The sequence below is a fragment of the Bifidobacterium margollesii genome (assembly GCF_002860355.1).
In the GTDB taxonomy this organism is placed as follows: domain Bacteria; phylum Actinomycetota; class Actinomycetes; order Actinomycetales; family Bifidobacteriaceae; genus Galliscardovia; species Galliscardovia margollesii.
On sequence record NZ_NMWU01000004.1, the window covers coordinates 1 to 18,927 of the forward strand.

Annotated in this window: 15 protein-coding genes and 2 rRNA genes; all 17 read left to right on the plus strand. The window is 62.6% G+C overall.

The genetic code is table 11. From position 1 onward, the window contains the following. Window positions 1-435, plus strand: a 23S ribosomal RNA gene (locus Uis1B_RS01255); the annotation flags it as partial. Window positions 436-631: 196 nt separating this feature from the next. Beyond that, window positions 632-748, plus strand: a 5S ribosomal RNA gene (gene rrf / locus Uis1B_RS01260). Between the two features lie 203 nt (window positions 749-951). Continuing rightward, complete coding sequence (locus Uis1B_RS01265; RefSeq protein WP_101614790.1) at window positions 952-2,292, plus strand: sensor histidine kinase; 1,341 nt, start codon at window positions 952-954, stop codon at window positions 2,290-2,292. A 121-nt stretch (window positions 2,293-2,413) separates the two neighbouring features. Next, the gene (locus Uis1B_RS01270; protein WP_101614792.1) at window positions 2,414-3,118 is read left to right on the plus strand and encodes a response regulator transcription factor; all 705 of its coding nucleotides are present in this window, start codon (window positions 2,414-2,416) and stop codon (window positions 3,116-3,118) included. A gap of 346 nt (window positions 3,119-3,464) precedes the next feature. Beyond that, window positions 3,465-4,601, plus strand: coding sequence for a phosphate ABC transporter substrate-binding protein PstS (gene pstS, locus Uis1B_RS01275; protein WP_101614794.1), 1,137 nt, complete (start codon window positions 3,465-3,467; stop codon window positions 4,599-4,601). 115 nt (window positions 4,602-4,716) lie between these two features. After that, on the plus strand, window positions 4,717-5,676 hold the full coding sequence (gene pstC / locus Uis1B_RS01280; protein ID WP_243390200.1) for a phosphate ABC transporter permease subunit PstC: 960 nt from the start codon (window positions 4,717-4,719) through the stop codon (window positions 5,674-5,676). Next, entirely contained in the window at window positions 5,676-6,668 is a 993-nt protein-coding gene (pstA, locus tag Uis1B_RS01285) for a phosphate ABC transporter permease PstA (RefSeq protein WP_101614797.1), read from the plus strand. The genes pstC and pstA overlap by 1 nt, the downstream gene beginning before the upstream one ends. Window positions 6,669-6,701: 33 nt before the next feature. Beyond that, window positions 6,702-7,481 (plus strand): phosphate ABC transporter ATP-binding protein PstB, encoded by a 780-nt coding sequence (pstB, locus tag Uis1B_RS01290; RefSeq protein ID WP_101614800.1) that lies wholly within the window; start codon window positions 6,702-6,704, stop codon window positions 7,479-7,481. Window positions 7,482-7,814: 333 nt separating this feature from the next. Continuing rightward, window positions 7,815-8,186 carry a 50S ribosomal protein L19 gene (rplS, locus tag Uis1B_RS01295; protein WP_101614802.1) on the plus strand — a complete coding sequence of 124 codons (372 nt, stop codon included), beginning with the start codon at window positions 7,815-7,817 and terminating at the stop codon, window positions 8,184-8,186. 332 nt (window positions 8,187-8,518) lie between these two features. Continuing rightward, window positions 8,519-9,181, plus strand: a complete 663-nt coding sequence (lepB, locus tag Uis1B_RS01300; protein WP_101614804.1) for a signal peptidase I — start codon at window positions 8,519-8,521, stop codon at window positions 9,179-9,181. Then, entirely contained in the window at window positions 9,178-10,029 is an 852-nt protein-coding gene (locus Uis1B_RS01305) for a ribonuclease HII (protein ID WP_101614806.1), read from the plus strand. The genes lepB and Uis1B_RS01305 overlap by 4 nt, the downstream gene beginning before the upstream one ends. Before the next feature lie 115 nt (window positions 10,030-10,144). After that, window positions 10,145-11,338: a succinyl-diaminopimelate desuccinylase gene (gene dapE / locus Uis1B_RS01310; protein WP_101614808.1), complete on the plus strand. Its 1,194-nt coding sequence runs from the start codon at window positions 10,145-10,147 to the stop codon at window positions 11,336-11,338. Window positions 11,339-11,620: 282 nt separating this feature from the next. Next, window positions 11,621-14,545 (plus strand): Rne/Rng family ribonuclease, encoded by a 2,925-nt coding sequence (locus Uis1B_RS01315; protein WP_423734845.1) that lies wholly within the window; start codon window positions 11,621-11,623, stop codon window positions 14,543-14,545. 372 nt (window positions 14,546-14,917) lie between these two features. Further along, window positions 14,918-15,226 carry a 50S ribosomal protein L21 gene (gene rplU, locus Uis1B_RS01320; RefSeq protein WP_101614810.1) on the plus strand — a complete coding sequence of 103 codons (309 nt, stop codon included), beginning with the start codon at window positions 14,918-14,920 and terminating at the stop codon, window positions 15,224-15,226. Window positions 15,227-15,263: 37 nt separating this feature from the next. Beyond that, a complete protein-coding gene (gene rpmA, locus Uis1B_RS01325; RefSeq protein ID WP_101614813.1) occupies window positions 15,264-15,515 on the plus strand; it encodes a 50S ribosomal protein L27 in 252 nt (83 codons plus the stop codon). A 175-nt stretch (window positions 15,516-15,690) separates the two neighbouring features. Then, window positions 15,691-17,406, plus strand: a complete 1,716-nt coding sequence (obgE, locus tag Uis1B_RS01330; protein WP_101614815.1) for a GTPase ObgE — start codon at window positions 15,691-15,693, stop codon at window positions 17,404-17,406. Window positions 17,407-17,432: 26 nt separating this feature from the next. Continuing rightward, complete coding sequence (proB, locus tag Uis1B_RS01335; RefSeq protein ID WP_101614817.1) at window positions 17,433-18,566, plus strand: glutamate 5-kinase; 1,134 nt, start codon at window positions 17,433-17,435, stop codon at window positions 18,564-18,566. Window positions 18,567-18,927 lie beyond the last annotated feature (361 nt).

Sequence of the window (18,927 nt, forward strand, 5' to 3'; positions counted from 1 at the left end):
AGTCCATATCGACGGGATGGTTTGGCACCTCGATGTCGGCTCGTCGCATCCTGGGGCTGGAGCAGGTCCCAAGGGTTCGGCTGTTCGCCGATTAAAGCGGCACGCGAGCTGGGTTCAGAACGTCGTGAGACAGTTTGGTCTCTATCCTCTGCGCTCGTTGGAATCTTGAGGAGTCCTGCCCATAGTACGAGAGGACCTGGGTGGACGAACCTCTGGTTTGCCGGTTGTCACGCCAGTGGCATGGCCGGTTGGCTACGTTCGGGTGGGATAACCGCTGAAAGCATCTAAGCGGGAAGCCTTCTCCAAGATAAGGATTCCTTCATGCCCTTCGGGGTGTGTGTACCCCCCATGGAGAACACGTGGTTGATAGGCCGGAGGTGGAAGCCCTGCGAGGGGTGGAGCCGACCGGTACTAACGGGGGAAGGACAATCACACGACTTGCCCGTCGTTCGTGGCGGGTTGCGGGACTGGGTTTGCCGGTCCGGTGGGTTGTCCGGGTGACACGGAGCACTGATGATGGTTGACTGCGATCAGGTTGATGGTGTTGTTGCTTGCGTCCGCTGTCCGGTTCCCGGCCGGCCACTGTTTTGCCGGTATCACTCTTGTTGGGTGGTGTCGTGTTGTTTGGTTTTGCGGTGGTCATGGCCCAGGTGAGACGCCCGGTCCCTTTCCGAACCCGGAAGCTAAGGCCTGGCACGGTGATGGTACTGCACTCGGTAGGGTGTGGGAGAGTAACACGCCGCCGCATCAAAACGTTTGGGGTCGCCCGTATGGGCGGCCCTTTTTTTACTACTTATCTCTTCCAATTTCCCGTGTTTCCGGTTCGTAAGCCCTGGCCTCCGGTCCGGCCCTCATCGGTGGAGTTCACCGAAAGTTCAGCATGAAGCGGCGGGTTGGTAACGGCTTCTCAGGTAGGTTGTTACGTAGTTCTTGAAGCAAACAGGGAGCACTATGACCTATACGGCATTGACCGGCATGATCATCGTGGCGATTGTTCTTGTCGCGGTGATCGCCGTACGCATGGCCTATCGCAGCGGCAAGCACATGGGAGCCACGGAACAGGCCCGCAGGGATCTTGACGCACAGGCAAAACAGCCGGTATCGGTGTTTGGTCGGGGAGTGCAGACGGACGCCGCCTCCCGCGCGTTGCTGAACGTGCTGCGCAGTGCGATCATTCTCACCGATGGGTTGGGCAATACCCGATACATCAGCATCGATGCCGAACGTCTCAACGTAGTTGAAGACGGCCATATCACCTCTTCTGAAATTCGTGACATGCTCACGCAGGTGGTGTCGGACGGTAAGATCCGCGATCGTGAGGTGACGGTGACCGTGCCCGCGCCGTCCGGCCGCATCACCGAACAGACCGAACGGTACCTGCAGGTGCGTGTCGGCCATCTTGCCGCCATCCGAGGCGGCCTGCGAAGCGACGGCGACGGGATATCCGACAAAGGCGGGGCAAACGAACTGTACGCCGTGCTGATCGAGGACGTGAGCGATCGGCGGCATTTCGAACGCATGCGCCGGGACTTTGTGACCAACGTGTCGCACGAGCTCAAAACCCCGGCCGGGGCGATCTCGCTGCTGGCCGAGACGATCAGCGATGCGGCGGATGACCCCAGCGCCGTGAAATACTTTTCCGGTCGCATCTCCAAGGAATCGGAGCGGCTCACCGAACTGGTGAAGAAGCTCATCGAACTGCAGAAAGTGCAGGACGACGATGTGGCGGCGTCGCAGAAGAGCGAACCGGTCTGCGTGCCGGAAATCGTGCGCGAGGCGATTTCAGAGAACGAGGTGCAGGCTTCCGCGAAGCACATCGAGATGCGCATGTTCTTCGGAGACGATCCCGTGGGCGAGGTGGCGGGAGCGGGGGATTCCGCCGTTGGGAAGCCGGACGGTGACGAGTCGAAGCGAAGCCTTGCCGTGACCGATGCGGATGCGATCGTGGTGCGTGCCGATGCCGAAAATCTTAAGACCGCCGTGAAGAATCTGGTGGAGAACGCGATCCACTACTCTCCGGAAGGCACGCATGTGGGAGTGAGCGTGAAGCGCACGAACGATCATGTGCAGATCCGTGTGGTTGATCAGGGCATCGGGATTCCCGCCGAGGCGCAGAGCCGCATTTTCGAGCGCTTCTACCGGGTTGATCCGGCTCGATCCCGGGCCACCGGCGGCACCGGTCTGGGACTGTCGATCACCAAGCACATCGTGCAGGAGGCCGGGGGAACGATTTCCGTATGGTCCAGGCCGAACGAAGGCTCCACGTTCACCATTGAGCTGCCGTGTGCATGAATCCGTGAAGGCGGTATATCGTGGTAAGCGGTATATCGTTATATATTGATGTTCTACGTAAGGACGTTTTCGGTTGCAGCCTGAAACGTCGTCCTGACATAAGCAAAGGAGAGTCATCTCAATGACTCGCATTCTGATCGTTGAAGACGAGGAATCGTACCGGGAGCCGCTGATCTACCAGTTCACCCACGAAGGATACGATGTGATCGCCGCTGCCACCGGCGAGGAGGGTCTGGAGCTGTTCACCAAGGGCGGTGTGGACTTGGTGCTGCTCGATCTCATGCTCCCCGGTCTGGACGGCACTTCGCTGTGCCGGAGGATCCGCGAACAGAGCCGCGTGCCGATCATCATGCTCACTGCGAAAAGCTCGGAGATCGACAAGGTCGTGGGGTTGGAGATCGGTGCCGATGATTACGTGACCAAGCCATACTCCTTCCGTGAGTTGCTGGCCCGTGTGCGTGCCGTGCTGCGTCGCAATCAGGGCAACATGGAGGTCTCCGAATCCGGCGGCGACGATGTGCCGCTGGTATGCGGGCCGATTCGCATGCTGGTCGGTCAGCATGCCGTCACCGTGCATGGTGAGAACGTGTTCTTCCCGCTCAAGGAGTTCGAGCTGCTCGAATACCTCATGCAGAACAAGGGGCGTGTGCTGACCCGACATCAGCTGATCGACCGCGTTTGGGGATCCGATTACGTGGGCGACACCAAAACCCTTGACGTGCATATCAAGCGGGTCCGCTCGAAGATCGAGGAGGATCCGGCCCACCCGCACTACATCACCACGGTGCGTGGCTTGGGGTACAAGATCGACGAACCCACGGCCTGACGGACGTGCCGGGATGATCGCGAAAACGTGTAGATCCTGTAGTTCAGGATGATCGTTTTCGCTGTTGATCGCCCGGAAGCCTAACCGGCACAGCCCCTCACGAATATTCGGAGGGGCTGTTCGCGTATCGGCGCATCGTCGTGCCATACCAGTAGATCATGTAGTGCAATAGCGTTTTAATTATCACAAGTTCATCGTTTGTTCACCTATTTCGGTACTCACCCCCTCGGAACACCAATAACCTTGAATTGTCATGAAAAAAGCGTGTCCGCCAGCGATTACCTGAGGGCGGCGCGTGACGGTCTGGATGTTATCGGACCGTTGACAGAAATAGAGGGAAAAGATAATGCGAAACAATCTTGTGGTTCGTTCCTTGGCCGTAGTTTCCGGCCTCGCCATGCTGGCCGGTCTGGCAGCCTGTGGCGACAACACTTCTTCCAGCAATGGCTCTTCCTCCAGCAGCTCCGCTTCCGGAGCTCAGCTCTCCGGTGAGTTCTCCGGCGCCGGTGCCTCCTCCCAGAAGAGCGCCGTGGACGCCTGGGTCGCCGGCTTCGCCGGCAAGCAGCCCAACGCCAAGATCGCTTACGATCCTTCCGGCTCCGGCGCTGGCGTGAGCACCTTCCTGACCGGCGCCACCGTGTGGGCCGGCTCCGACGCCCCGCTTGAGGACGATCAGGTCGAGCAGTCCAAGACCGTGTGCGAAGGCAAGACCGCTTTCGATGTCCCGGTGTACATCTCCCCGATCGCCATCGTCTACAACCTGAAGTCCGCTGGCCTCAACGGCACCGACAAGCACCTGAACCTGGATGCCGCCACGCTGGCCAAGATCTTCGACGGCAAGATCACCAAGTGGAACGATCCGGCCATCACCGAGCAGAACCCGGACGCCAAGCTCCCCGACACCGACATCACCGTGGTTCACCGTTCCGATAAGTCCGGCACCACCAAGAACTTCCTGAGCTACATCAAGGACGCCGCTGGCGACGCCAACTGGAGCTACAAGGTCGGCGAGAACTGGCCGAACAACGTTGGTCAGGGCGGCAAGGGCACTTCCGGCGTGATCTCCACCGTGAACCAGGCTGAGGGCACCATCGGCTACGCCGACGCCTCCCAGGCCGGTGACCTCGGCACCGTGGCCGTGAAGGTCGGCGAGAAGTACGTGCCGTACTCGGCTGAAGCCGCCGCCAAGGTCGTGGACGCCTCCCCGAAGGATGATTCCGCCAAGGGTGAGAACCGTGTGGTGATCAAGCTCGACCACAAGACCACCGAAGACGGTGCCTACCCGGTCGTGCTCGTCTCCTACGACATCGCCTGCCCCGCCTACAAGGACGCCAACAAGGCCGAGTTCGCCAAGCAGTGGCTGAGCTACGTGGTTTCCGAGGAAGGCCAGCAGACCGCTGCTGAGACCGCCGGCTCCGCTCCGATGTCCGACACCCTGCGCGCTCAGGTTCAGAAGTCCATCGACGCCATCCAGACCAAGTAATCTTCGAGATCAGCGTCTCCCACTCTTCGATTCGCGACACTAGCGACAACGATGTCGCGGTCGAGGTGTGAGAGGCGTTTTCTCGTATCAGAGAAATCAATTAAGGAGAATGAGGTTGGCTTCCCAAGCAACGTCGGTATCCGATGCTCCCGTCAAAGACGGTAAGACGGCCGACAAAGTCTTCAAGGGCGTGGCCTATGGTTGCGGCATTCTGATTCTTGTCGCACTCGCGGCCGTGTTCATCTTCCTGCTCGTCAGAGCCCTGCCGCTGATCACCGGCGACCAGTCCGCCAATCAGGCGACCATCGAGAGCTTCTCCGGTGGTTCAGCCCAGAACTTCTGGCAGTACGTCGGCCCGCTGGTGTTCGGTACCATTCTGGTTTCTGCCCTCGCTTTGATCATCGCGTTCTTCATCGCAGTGGGCATCGCACTGTTCATCTCGCACTACGCTTCTCCGAAGCTTTCCGCTGTGCTGTCCGCGGTGATCGACCTTCTGGCCGCAATCCCCTCCGTTATCTACGGTCTGTGGGGTGGCCTGATCCTCGTGCCGCACATCTTCGGTGTGTGGGACTGGTTCGCCAAGGTGCTCGGTTGGATCCCGATCTTCGCCGGTCCGGCCTCGAACCCGCCGCGTACCGTCGCCACCGTGGCCGTGGTGCTCGCCGTCATGATCCTGCCGATCATCACCTCCGTCTCCCGCGACATCTTCCTGCAGACCCCCGCTCTGCAGCAGGAGGCCGCTCTGGCGCTGGGCGCCACGAAGTGGGAGATGATCAAACTCGCCGTCATTCCGTTCGGCAAGTCCGGTGTGATCTCCGCCTCGATGCTCGGTCTCGGCCGTGCACTCGGTGAGACGATGGCCGTCTTGATGATCCTGTCTCCTGGCATGCTGTACTCCTTCAAGCTGCTTCAGGCATCCCAGAACCAGACCATCGCCGCCAACATCGCCGCGCAGTTCCCTGAGGCCAACGATCTTGGTGTGAGCACCCTGATCGCCACCGGTCTCGTGCTGTTCGTGATCACCTTCATCGTGAACTACGCAGCACGTAAGATTACGGATAGGAAGGATGCCTGATGTCCGCAGCAGCTACCACTCCTGAATTCAACCGCGGCCCTCAGCCCGATTTCGACAAGTTCGCTCCGAGCCGTTCCTTCAACCAGAGGCGCAAGTACACGGATGTCGCCATGCGCATCCTCATCTACATCGCGTTCGTGATCGCCCTGATCCCGCTGATCTCCGTGCTGTGGACCTGTTTGGCCGAAGGCTACAAGCGCCTTGACGGCTACTTCCTGAGCCACAACATGGTCGGTGTGATCGGTGGTATGTACCCGTACGGCGGCATCCTGCACGCCATCATCGGTACCGTCGAGATCACGCTCGGCGCCATGGTGATCTCCATCCCGATCGGTTTGATGTGCGCAGTGTACCTCGTCGAATACGCCCATAAGGGAGCCCTCGCCCAGACGATCTCCCTGCTGGTCGACGTGATGAGCGGTATTCCTTCCATCGTCGCCGGTCTGTTCGCCTTCTCGCTGTTCAACATCATCGTCGGCCCCGGTACCGTCAACGGTTTCGTTGGTTCGGTGTCGTTGTCGCTGCTGATGATCCCGACCGTGGTCAAGACGAGCGAGGAAATGCTGAAGATCGTGCCGAACGATCTGCGTGAGTGCTCCTACGCGCTGGGCGTGACCAAGCAGCGTACGATCACCAAGATCGTGCTGCGTACCGCACTGCCCGGCATCGTTTCCGGTATCATTCTGGCAATCGCCCGAGTGATCGGCGAGACCGCCCCGCTGCTCATCGCTTCTGGCTTCATCGCCAACACGAACGTCAACCTCTTCTCCGGTCGTATGACCACGCTGCCTGTGTACGTGTACAACGAGTACTCGCAGGGTCTGGCCACCTGCTCGGCGGCCGCGCTGAAGCTCAACCCGCCGTGCCTGCCCGGCATCCGTATGGAACGTGCATGGGCCGCGGCTCTGGTGCTGATCCTCATCGTCCTCCTGCTGAACATCATCGGTCGTATCGTGGCCAAGGTGTTCTCCATCGAAGGCACGCAGAAGTAATCGCCGTAAACGGTATCAATTAAGGAAAGAACAATGGGACAACGAATTGATGTCAACCATCTGAACGTCTACTACGGCGACTTCCTGGCCGTCGAAGACGTCAACATGAAGATCGAGCCGAACAAGGTCACCGCCTTCATCGGACCCTCCGGCTGCGGCAAGTCCACCGTGCTGCGCACCCTCGATCGTATGCACGAGATCATCCCCGGCGCCCACGTCAAGGGCGAGGTGCTGCTCGAAGGCAAGAACCTGTATGGTCCGGATGTGGATCCGGTCGCCGTCCGTCGTGACGTCGGCATGGTGTTCCAGCGCCCGAACCCGTTCCCCACGATGTCGATCCGCGAGAACGTGCTGGCCGGCATGAAGCTGAACAACCGTTCCGTGGCCAAGAAGGACGCTGACGAGCTCGTCGAGTGGGCTCTGCGCGGCGCCAACCTGTGGGACGAGGTCAAGGATCGTCTTGACAACCCCGGCATCGGCCTTTCCGGTGGTCAGCAGCAGCGTCTGTGCATCGCCCGCGCCGTGGCCGTGCACCCGCAGGTGCTGCTGATGGACGAGCCCTGCTCCGCTCTTGACCCGATCTCGACCCTGGCCGTCGAGGATCTGATCAACGAGCTGAAGAAGGACTACACGATCGTGATCGTGACCCACAACATGCAGCAGGCTGCCCGTGTGTCCGACTACACCGCCTTCTTCAACCTGAAGGAGATCGGCCAGCCCGGTCACCTCGTTGAGATGAACGAGACCAAGGTCATCTTCGAGAACCCGCACGAGCCCGACACCGAGCGTTACATCTCCGGCCGCTTCGGCTGATCGAGCGCCCGCCGCGCCGGTTGTATCGGTCCGGCTCGCGGCGGGCCCACATTCTTCCCCCGTGTTCTTTTTTCTTCTCTTCATTGGGGGATTGCGAAAGACCTTTGCGGCGTCCGCGTCGTAAAGGTCTTTTTGCGTGTATACTTGAAGAGTTGTGCCGAGATCCGGTTTGCCGCATAGAGCCGGGTTTCAACAGGTCCAGGTTTCGAGCAACCGGATCGGCACGCTCCCCGATGGCAAACCGGAGGGGATACCGATTTGGAGGTCGCGCCGAACATCGCGTGACTTCCCCTATCTAGAGCTGATATGCGGCGGCAACGGAGGACATGCATTATGGTTAATGCAATCGAAGCTTTTGACGCCAAGCACCTGAAGGCCGCCGAGGAGATCCCGGCGTTCCGTCCCGGTGACACCGTCAAGGTGAACGTGAACATCAAGGAAGGCAACAACTCCCGTATCCAGGCGTTCCAGGGCGTCGTGATCGCCCGTTCCGGTTCCGGAGTACACGAGACCTTCGTGGTTCGCAAGATCAGCTTCGGCGTGGGCGTGGAGCGTCGCTTCCCGCTGCACTCCCCGGTGATCGACTCCATCGAGCTGATCCGCAAGGGCAAGGTGCGTCGCGCCAAGCTGTACTACCTGCGCAACCTGCGCGGCAAGGCCGCTCGTATCGTCGAGCGCCGTGACAACAGCGAGAAGGCCGCCTGATCCTAGGCCTTCCAGACCGGATCTTCCGAGGTTCGCTTCGGCCCGGAGCCCGATGGGTTCCGGGCTTTGTCATATTCGCCCGTCTCAAGCCGTCCGCCAGTTTCATCGCCGCCCGTTCGTCGCAACGCCGTCCGGCCATCGCGTCTCCGGCCGGCCGCAGGCGGTCCGACGGGTGCAACGGGTATAGTCGGTGTACGCTGACACCGAATGCGACGCCGTGGGAGTCTGCGGAACAGGCGATATGCGAAACGGACGGATATGCGGAACACCGGAGCAGACGGAACAGAAAACACAAGCGGAACAGAAAACACAGACGGAACAGGGGGCATGCAATGAACGCAGACAGGCATGACGACGTCGAGAAACGCGGCAATGACCGCCTCACGTTCAAGGATCTGCTGGTCTGGGCCGGCGTTCCGCTGCTGATCGTCCTGTTCCTGAGACTGTTCGTCATCGGCGTGTACGAGATCCCCTCCGGATCGATGCTCAACACCCTGCAGATCGGGGATCGCGTGGTGGCGAGCCGACTGACCCCGAAATTCTCCGAAATCCATCGCGGCGACATCGTGGTGTTCAAGGATCCGGCGAATTGGCTCGGTACCGACGAGGGGGGAAGCGGCCGCACCCAGTATCTGATCAAACGGGTGATCGGTCTTCCCGGCGACACCGTCGAATGCACGGGGCCGGGATCGCCCGTGACCATCAACGGCAAGGCGATCGACGATTCGGTGTTTATTCGCGAAGGCGTGAATCCCAGTGATTATCCGTTCTCGGTGACGGTAAGCGAGGGACATCTGTTCGTTATGGGCGACAATCGCGCCAATTCCGCCGATTCCCGGGTCCATCAGAACGATGGCGACAACGGGCTGGTACCGGTGAGCGACGTGCAGGCCGTGGCGCTGGCCGTGTATTGGCCGATCAGCCACTGGTCGGGCCTTTCGCGGCCGGACGGCGTGTTCGACCAGGTCGGCGGCATTGCGGGGGTGGGACAATGACCACCGTCGTTCCCCGCGTGGCCCCCACACTGGATATGGAGCGCGCCCTGGCCGGCAAGGGATATTCGCTGGTGATCGGATTCGACGAGGTGGGTCGCGGTTCCCTGGCCGGGCCGGTGATGGTCGGCGCCGCCGCGCTGCTGGTGCGCGACCTCGACGATTGGGAGGTACCGTCCGGCGTCGCCGATTCCAAAATGCTCACCGAAGTGCGGCGCGAATCGCTGCTCGAACCGTTGCAGGCATGGACGGCCGCCTGGGCGGTGGGCTCGGCCAGCGCGCCGGAAATCGACGAGTGGGGCATCACCTATGCGCTGGGCGTGGCGTCCATACGGGCGATCAACGAGATCGAAACGTTGCTCACCACCGGAACGCACACCTCGCTGGGCGTGGATATGCCGACGGCGTTGGCCATGGGAAAACGGGGGATAGACCCCGAATGGCATGGCACGATAGCCGCGCTGGGCGGCGAAGAGTGGGAGCTGACGTTGGGCGTGGTGCCCGACGAGCCGATACTGGATCGCGGTGATCTGCGGGTGGCCGGGATCCTCGACGGTCCGAACGACTACATCACCCCTGCGATGAACTCCTTCGACGCTCCGGAGCTGCTCGAGCCGATCACCATGACCACCAAGGTGAAGGGAGATCGGCATTGCGCCACTGTGGCTTCGGCCGCCGTGATCTCGAAAGTGCTGCGAGACAGGCTCATCGAAGAGCTCGCCGCCGCGCACCCCGAATGGGAGGCATACGGATGGGCCAGCAACAAAGGGTACGGTTCCGCCGCCCATCGCAAGGCGCTGGTCGATCTGGGTGTGACGCCGTACCATCGCACGACCTGGCATCTGGTGTAGCGCGGTGGCATCTGGTGTAGCGCGTTGCAGGAAGGCCGGCATCAGGGTTCGGACCGAATTCGGGCTAGGGCGTTCGGGCTAGGATTCGGGCCGGGGGCGGCGATACGATGACACCATGACTGTTGAAATTGGGTTTGATCGACACGCCACCCGCGTCGAGGCGCTGAACGTTCTGCTGTGGCAGATCATGAACGAATATTCGGTGAGCGACCATGAAGGTCCGCTCGCCGACGCGGTGGAGCAATATCTGAACACTCTGCCGCACCTGACCGTGCGCCGCCACGGCGACACCGTGGTGGCCTCCACCGATTTCGGGAAGCCGCAGCGGGTGATTCTCGCCGGCCACATCGACACCGTGCCGGTGATCGACAACTTCCCGCCGAAATGGCTGGAACCGGGAGATCCAATGATCCGCCGGGAAATCGCCGAGGCCCATCCCGACGAACGGGTGCTGTGGGGACGCGGGGCCACCGACATGAAGCCATCCGACGCGGTGATGCTGTATCTGGCCGCCACACTGACCGAACCGAAATACGACCTGACCTACGTGTTCTACGACCACGAGGAGGTGGCCGCGCCGCAGAACGGTCTGCGCAAGGTCGTCGAAGCCCATCCCGATTGGATTCAGGGAGATTTCGCGATCATCGGAGAACCCACCAGCTGCGGCATCGAAGGCGGATGCAACGGCACGACCCGTTTCGACGTGATCTGTCACGGCGTCGCCGCGCATTCGGCCCGCGCATGGATGGGCGAGAACGCCATCCACAAGGCGGCCGACGTGCTGAACCGGCTCAACGCCTACGAACCGCAGACCATCACCGTCGAAGGGCTTGACTACCGCGAAGGACTCAACGCCACGCTGATCTCCGGCGGCAAGGGCACCAACGTGATCCCAGACGAATGCCGCGTGCATGTGAACTACCGGTTCGCCCCCGACAAGACCCTGGCCGAAGCCAAGGCGCTGATGATCGGCGCGGACGCCGGAGCGCAGCTCGGCAACGGCGAACACACGGCCACGGGAGGCGTGTTCGACGGATACGACATCGAGATGAAGGACGAATCGCCTTCGGCCCGACCAGGCATGGACACGCCGATGGCACGGTCGCTGGCCGCGCTCGCCAAGGCGCGAACCGGCCGCGATCCGCTGGCCAAGCTGGGCTGGACCGATGTGGCGCGCTTCTCGCAGCTCGGCATCCCGGCGGTGAACATGGGTGCGGGAGACGCGCTGCTCGCCCACAAGCACGACGAGCAGGTTCCCGAATCCGATCTGATCCTCCTCGCCGACATTCTGGAGGAATGGCTGAGCTGAGCCGATACGGCCCTGGCCGTCATGAGCATCGGCGAACATGTGCCATACTGGTATGTGGTGGTTCTGCATGTCCGCCGATGTGCGCAATGCGTCGATCCCCTTCCATGGCGTCGTGAATATTTGCCAACGAGCCGGAAGCGACGGTGTCCGCATTCGCCGATGAGACTTTTTGAAGTGCCCGTGCAGTGGTATCGCACACGCCCGCAGTGAGAGTGCGGTCGACGTGATGCTGCCTATCGGGAGAAAACAGGATGCGATGCAGCGCATCCCCAAGGAGCATTTGTGACAACTGAACACAACGACGGTATCGAAGCCGTCGCCAATAACGACGCCGCAGTCAATGCAGGCGCCCCGTCAACCGTATCCGATTCCGCCAACGCGAACCGTGCGACTACGGCCGCAACGGCTTCCTCGGAAGCATCGGCCGCCTCGGAACCAAACGATCAGGCCGCAAAGCCGGCACCCCGCCGTCGCGGAGGACGTCGCGTCGTGCGCGTCGCCGGAGCCGCCGGAGCCAAGGTGCCGGTGAAGATCGAAGCCGTGGCCGGAGCCCGCGCCCGCCGCAAGGCCGCCGCCGAAGCGGTGGAATCCGCGCTCGCCGAACTGCCGCGCCTTAAGGAGGATGTGCGGGATTCTCAGGAGCGGCCGTCCGTTGAACCCGAACGACCGGCCACCCGAACCCGTCGCCGTACTCGTGCATCGTCCGCGAAATCAGCGGACTCCGTGAAATCCGAGGGTGCCGCGAAATCCTCGGGCTCCGCGAAATCTCCGGCCCGTACCGCGGCCGAGGATGCGCGCCGCAGCCGCATCTCCGCACTGGCCGACGAATTGTTCACCGACAAAGGCGTTGACGCGGAACGCCCCGCGGCCAGAACGTCCCGTCGATCCGGTGACGCTCCGCTGGAGTTCTCGTCGCCCGAACAGGCCGTAGCCTCGATGCCCGCCCGTCCTCGTCCGATGACCTCCCTGCTGTTCCGGGAGCCGGTACTGCCGGTCGCCCGTCCCGAACAGCCGGTCGAACCCACGGCCGAGAACGACGATGACTCCCGCTCCGACTCCCATGACGATGCCCGGTCCGACGACACGCAGACCGTTCGCCGCCGTCGCCGCCGTCGCACCGACCGTGATCCCCGCGAAGATCATGATTCGCGCGAATCGCAGCGTGATCCGCATACGGACGATGCCCGGTCCGAAGCCCATGCGGATGAGGTCGAACGTGATTCGCGGAATGAGGACGTCGAGCATGAAGGCGAATCCCGTCGTTCCCGTCGTTCCCGCCGTCTGAACGCGCAGGAGCGTCGCGCCGCCGCCGAAGTGGAGCAGATCGAACAGGATCTTGAATACGACGATATTCACTACAATCCCATCGACGTGGAGAACGACGATGAGGATGATCATCAGGATTCGGCCGGTGAAACCCGTTCCCGTCGCCGTCGCCGCCGCAGCGCCCAGCACGAGGAGGAGACCCGCGAAACCGAGTCCCGTCGTTCGCGCCGCGAACGCGATCATGAGGACGAGGACGACGAGGGGACGGTGACCCGTCGCCGTCGTCGCCGCCGCAGCAAGGGCGAGGTCGAACGCGAGGAGCCGCAGATCCGCCGCAGCCGCAAACAGCAGTACATCGACGAGATCACCGACATCGAGGGCTCCACCCGTCTGGAGGCCAAGAAGCAGCGTCGCCGCGACAACCGTCGCGACCGTTCCCGTCAGTCCACGCTGCTCGAACAGGACTTCCTCGCCCGCCGTGAGAACGTGAACCGTCTGATGGTGGTGCGCGAGAAGGAACGGCACACCCAGATCTCCGTGATCGAGGATTCGATTCTGGTGGAGCACTACGTCTCCGACATTCAGGAGGTCTCCACCGTGGGCAACATCTATCTCGGCCGCGTGCAGAACGTGCTGCCGAGCATGGAGGCCGCGTTCGTCGACATCGGCCAGCCGCGCAACGGCGTGCTGTATGCCGGCGAGGTGAACTGGGACACCACCCGCCTCGAAGGCCAGCCCCGCCGCATCGAACTGGCGTTCCGATCCGGCGACCCGGTGCTCGTGCAGGTGACCAAGGATCCGATCGGACACAAGGGCGCACGCCTGACCTCGCAGGTCACGCTGGCCGGGCGATTCCTCGTGCTCGTGCCCTCCGGCGGCATGACCGGCGTGAGCCGCAAGCTGCCCGAACGCGAACGCACCCGTCTGAAGAACATCGTTTCGAAGATCGCCCCCGCCGAAATGGGCGTGATCATCCGCACTGCCGCCGAGGGAGCCTCCAAGGAGGCCATCGAAAAGGACCTCGAAAACCTGACCAAGCAGTGGGAGCATGTGAAGGAGGCCGAAACCAAGGCCCGCAACTCCAAGCGCCCGAAGCTGCTGCAGGGCGAGCCCGACGTGGCGATCCGCGTGGTGCGCGACATCTTCAACGACGACTTCAACAAGCTCGTCGTCGAAGGCGACAAGGTGTACGACCGGATCGAGGAGTACCTCGACACCATGGCCCCCGATCTCAAGGAGAAGCTTGAGAAGTGGGATCCAGAGGAGCATCAGGGCAAGGACGTGTTCGACCAGTGGCGCATCGACAGCCAGCTGCGCAAGGGCATGGAACGCAAGGTGTACCTGCCGTCCGGCGGCTCACTGGTGATCGACCGCACCGAGGCCATGACCACGATCGACGTGAACACCGGCCGGTTCATCGGCAAGGGCAAGAGCCTTGAGGAGACCGTGACCCGATGCAACCTCGAAGCCTCGGAGGAGATCGCCCGCCAGCTGAGGCTGCGCGACATCGGCGGCATGGTGATGATCGATTTCGTCGACATGGTGCTGCCGGCCAACCGCGATCTGGTGCTGCGGCGACTGGTGGAATGCCTGGCGCGCGACCGCACCAAGCATCAGGTGGCCGAGGTCACGTCGCTCGGTTTGGTGCAGATGACCCGCAAGCGCGTCGGGCAGGGACTCGTCGAGGCGTTCTCCGAGGAATGCCCCACCTGCAAGGGACGAGGATTCATCCTGCACGACAAGCCGACCGTCTCCGCCTCGTACGACGATCCGTATGCCCTCAAGGGCGGCGATCCGTTCATCAAGACGAACAAGCACAACCACGGTACCCCGGCGCCGAAGGAGGATCCCGCCCTGCCGCAGGGTTCCACCCCCGACGTCAAGGCCAAGCTCGCCGCCATCGCGGCGGCTGCCCAGGCTGCCGCTGGAGAGGATAAGTAACCCGGGCGTGCGGGACACTTCATCCGGGTGGGACACCTCATCCGTCCGGCTTCGCCGGCCACCTTCCCCTCAAGGGGAAGGCTGCTTGCGGGTTTGCGGTTCGGCTGCGCCGGTGGTTCCGGGCTTCCCCCTTTGGGGGAAGCTGTCGGCGGGAGCCGACTGATGAGGGGCTTGGGCTCATGTGGCGGAGGGCGGCGGCTCGCAGCCGGGAGGATGAGCCGCCCGTCACCGATAATTCAATAAGAATCCACGCCGGAGTTGCGAAAGTCCGGCGTGTTGTGTAAATTAGTCAGTCGGTGTCTAGCCATGCCTGTTTGAGGGCAAAATTCGTGCTAGACGACAATTAGCTTTCAAAACAGGCAAGGTAGGGCTATGTACGCGATTGTGAAGGCCGGTGGCCATCAGGAAAAGGTCGAGGTCGGCGATGAGATCATCGTCAACCGTCTCGACGCCAAGAAGGGCGATACCGTGGAGTTCCCGGTCGCTCTGCTCGTGGACGGCGCTAACGTGACCGTTTCCGCTAAGGATCTGGCTCAGGTTTCCGCCAAGGGCGAAGTCGTTGACGACGAGCTCAAGGGCAAGAAGATCAAGATCCAGAAGTTCAAGAACAAGACCGGCGTGGCTCGTCGCAAGGGCCACCGTCAGCAGCTGACCGTGGTGAAGATCACCGCGATCGCCTGAGCTACAGGTTTTTCAGAAACTCGAAAGGACAAGTCAAATGGCACATAAGAAGGGCGCGTCCAGCTCACGCAACGGTCGCGATTCGAATCCTCAGTACCTCGGTGTGAAGAAGTTCGGCGGCGAGGCCGTCGTCGCTGGCAACATCCTCGTTCGTCAGCGTGGCACCAGCTTCCACCCCGGCCACAACGTGGGTCTGGGCAAGGACCACACGCTGTTCGCTCTGACCGATGGCACCGTGCAGTTCGGTGTCCGTCGCGACCGCAAGGTCGTCGACGTGGTGGCTGCCTGAGCATCATCTCGGCAGACTGCGCAGAGCTGATCTGACGTTAGCGACAAGGCCGCATCCGTGCGCTCGACACACCGGATGCGGTCTTTTCGTATGTGTTCGTATGTAGTTCGTCTGTGATTTTGCGATATCGATGCAATGGCGGTGACCTCAGTACCAGCCGGTAAGGTGAGAAATTATGAGTGATTTTGTGGATCGCGTGACCGTTCATGTCAAGGGCGGTGACGGAGGAAACGGTGCGGCGTCGATTCGCCGCGAAAAATACAAGCCGCTTGCCGGCCCGGACGGCGGTGACGGCGGCAATGGCGGTTCGGTGATCTTCGTGGCGGATCCGAACGCCACGAGTCTGATGGACTTCAGGTTCCTGCCGCATCGCACGGCGGAATCCGGTACGCAGGGTCTGGGCGGAGACAAGGACGGCAGCAAGGGTGCCGATCTGATCCTCCCCGTGCCGCTGGGAACCGTGGTGTTCACCGCCAAAGGCGGTCAGGGCGAGCAGAAGAAGCCCGGCACGCCTCTGGCCGATCTGCGGCGCAAAGGCGACCGATTCGTCGCCGCTGAGGGCGGCAACGGTGGTCTGGGCAATCGCTCGCTGGCCAATCGCGCGCGTCGCGCCCCCGGATTCGCGTTGCTTGGCGAACCCGGCGAGGAGCGGGATCTGGTGCTGGAACTCAAATCCATCGCCGACGTGGCGCTGGTGGGCTTCCCGAGCGCCGGCAAGTCGTCGTTGATCGCCGCGATGAGCGCCGCCAAGCCGAAGATCGCCGACTACCCGTTCACCACGCTGGTGCCGAACCTTGGTGTGGTGCTCGCCGGGGAGAAGCGCTTCACCATGGCGGATGTGCCCGGTTTGATCCCCGGTGCCTCGCAGGGCAAGGGACTTGGTCTGGAGTTTCTGCGGCATATCGAGCGCACCGAGGTGATCGCTCATGTGATCGACTGCGCCACGCTGGAACCGGACCGGGATCCGATCGCCGACTACGAGGCGTTGGAGAAGGAGCTGGCCATCTACGCCGACGAGCTCGAACTGCCGTTGGGTGCGATCCCGATCGCCGATCGTCCCCGCGTGATCGTGCTCAACAAGGCGGACGTGCCGGAGGCCAAGGAGCTGGCCGAGTTCGTGCGTCCCGAATTCGAGAAGATGGGGCTGAAGACCTTCATCGTCTCCACCGCATCCCATGAGGGACTCAAGGAGCTGTCGTTCGCGTTGATGGGCATCGTCGACGAGATGCGTGAGAAGGTTCGTGCGCAGGAGGAGGCCGAGGACGAGGCCCGCGTGGTGATCCGGCCTCTGGAGGACGCATCCCGGCCGCGTCGGCGTGGCGGCCGCGGCGGCCTCGGCATCGACTTCGAGATCGAACGCGAACAGGACGCCAACGGCGATTTCTGGTACACCGTCACCGGTGCCAAGCCGGAACGCTGGGTGGTGCAGACCAACTTCGACAACGAGGAGGCCGTGGGCTATCTCGCCGATCGTCTCGCCCGTCTCGGTGTGGAGGATGCGCTGCGCAAGCTGGGCGCGCACCCGGGGGACGAGGTGCATATCGGCCGTGGGGCCAATGCGGTGGCCTTCGACTGGGATCCGACCGTGGCGGCCGGCGCCGAGATGCTGGACGGCACCCCGCAGGCCAGTCGAGGGCAGGATCTTCGTCTGCAGGACGACGGATATTCGCGTCGTCGTACCAATGCCGAGCGTCGGCGGGAATACCATGAGTGGATGGACGCCAAGACCGCTGTCCGCGCGGCCATGCAGGCCGAACGAGAGGCCGGACATTGGTCCGACCCCGCGGTGCTCGACGATCCGGACGACAAGACCAGCCTGATCGACCGTCTCGGCGAACAGTCCGACGCCAAGGGGAACGGCAAGGGTAGGGGCGCATCCAAGCGCCGATAACGATACGGCAAGAAGGCGAAGGCATCATGTCCACGCAGTCACAGAACGAAGTCCGTCGATCCATCGCCGAGGCTCGAACCATTGTGGTGAAGGTGGGATCAAGTTCGCTCACATCGAGTTCGGGGCATCTTGATCCCGTGCGATTGGCCGATCTGGTGGCGGCCATCGCGCAGACCGTGCGCATGGATGCGCGGATCGTGCTGGTCTCCTCCGGTGCCATCGCCGCGGGCTTCGGCCCGCTCGGCTTCGATTCGCGACCCACCGACGTGGCCACCCAGCAGGCCGCAGCCTCGGTGGGCCAGGGGCTGCTGATGAGCCAATACGAGGCGGCGTTCGCGCGGTATGGGCTTAAGGTCGGTCAGATTCTGATCACCGCGCGAGACACCGTGCAGTCCATGCAGTACCGCAACGTGCAGCGTACGTTGAACCGGCTGCTGGAACTGGGCGTGGTGCCGATCGTCAACGAGAACGACGCGCTGGCCAGCAATGAGATCCGATTCGGCGACAACGACCGGCTTTCCGCACTGGTGGCGAACATCGTGCGGGCCGACGCGCTGGTGCTGCTCACCGATGTGGACGGTCTGTATACCGCGCCCCCGAAGGAGCCGGGATCGAAGCGCATCGCCTACGTGCCGAACGTGCTCGACACGTTGGAGAACGTGCGCATCGGCGGCACCGGCTCGTCGGTGGGCACCGGCGGCATGGTCACCAAGCTTGAGGCCGCCCGCGTGGCGGCGGTCTCCGGTATTCCCACCGTGCTCACCAAGGCATCGAACGCCGGGCCTGCGCTGATGGGCGACAAGGTGGGCACGGTGTTCGCGCCGATCAAGCGTCGCGGCACCTCGCGCCGACTGTGGATCGGCTTCGCGGCCGATCCGCGCGGCACTCTGGTGGCGGACGAAGGCGCGGCGAAGGCGATCCGCGGCGGTCGCGCCAGTCTGCTGTCCGCCGGCGTGGTCGGTGTGACAGGCGAGTTTTCGGCCGGCGATCCGGTGCTGATCGTGGACGAGCAGGGCAATCGTCTGGCCAAGGGGCTTTCCGGATTCGACTCCGAGGAGATTCCGCAGACGCTGGGCCGGACCAGCGCGCAGCTGCGCAAGCTGCTCGGCCCGGAATACGCGCACCCGCTGGTGCACCGCGATGATCTCGTGCTGATGTGATCGAGCTGTTGTGATCGTGCTGTGTTGCGGGGTTTGATCCCCCCTCATCCGACCGGCTTCGCCGGCCACCTTCCCCCAGTGGGGGAAGGCAGGATGGAGAGGACCGACTGCGTCGGCCACCTTCACAGCAAGAGCGGACGGCCTCACGGCCGCATCTCACCGGCTCGCCTGTCGGCTCACCCGGACCCTGGGAACGCCGCCGTTCCCCTTAACGGGTCCGGCCCAGTGGGGGAAGGCAGGAGGCCGGTTTCTTCGGGCTTCCCCTTGAGGGGAAGCTGTCGGCGTGAGCCGACTGATGAGGTGCCTCGAACGCAGTCAATTGAAATGCCCCAAACGCAGTCAATGTACCAAATATGGGGAT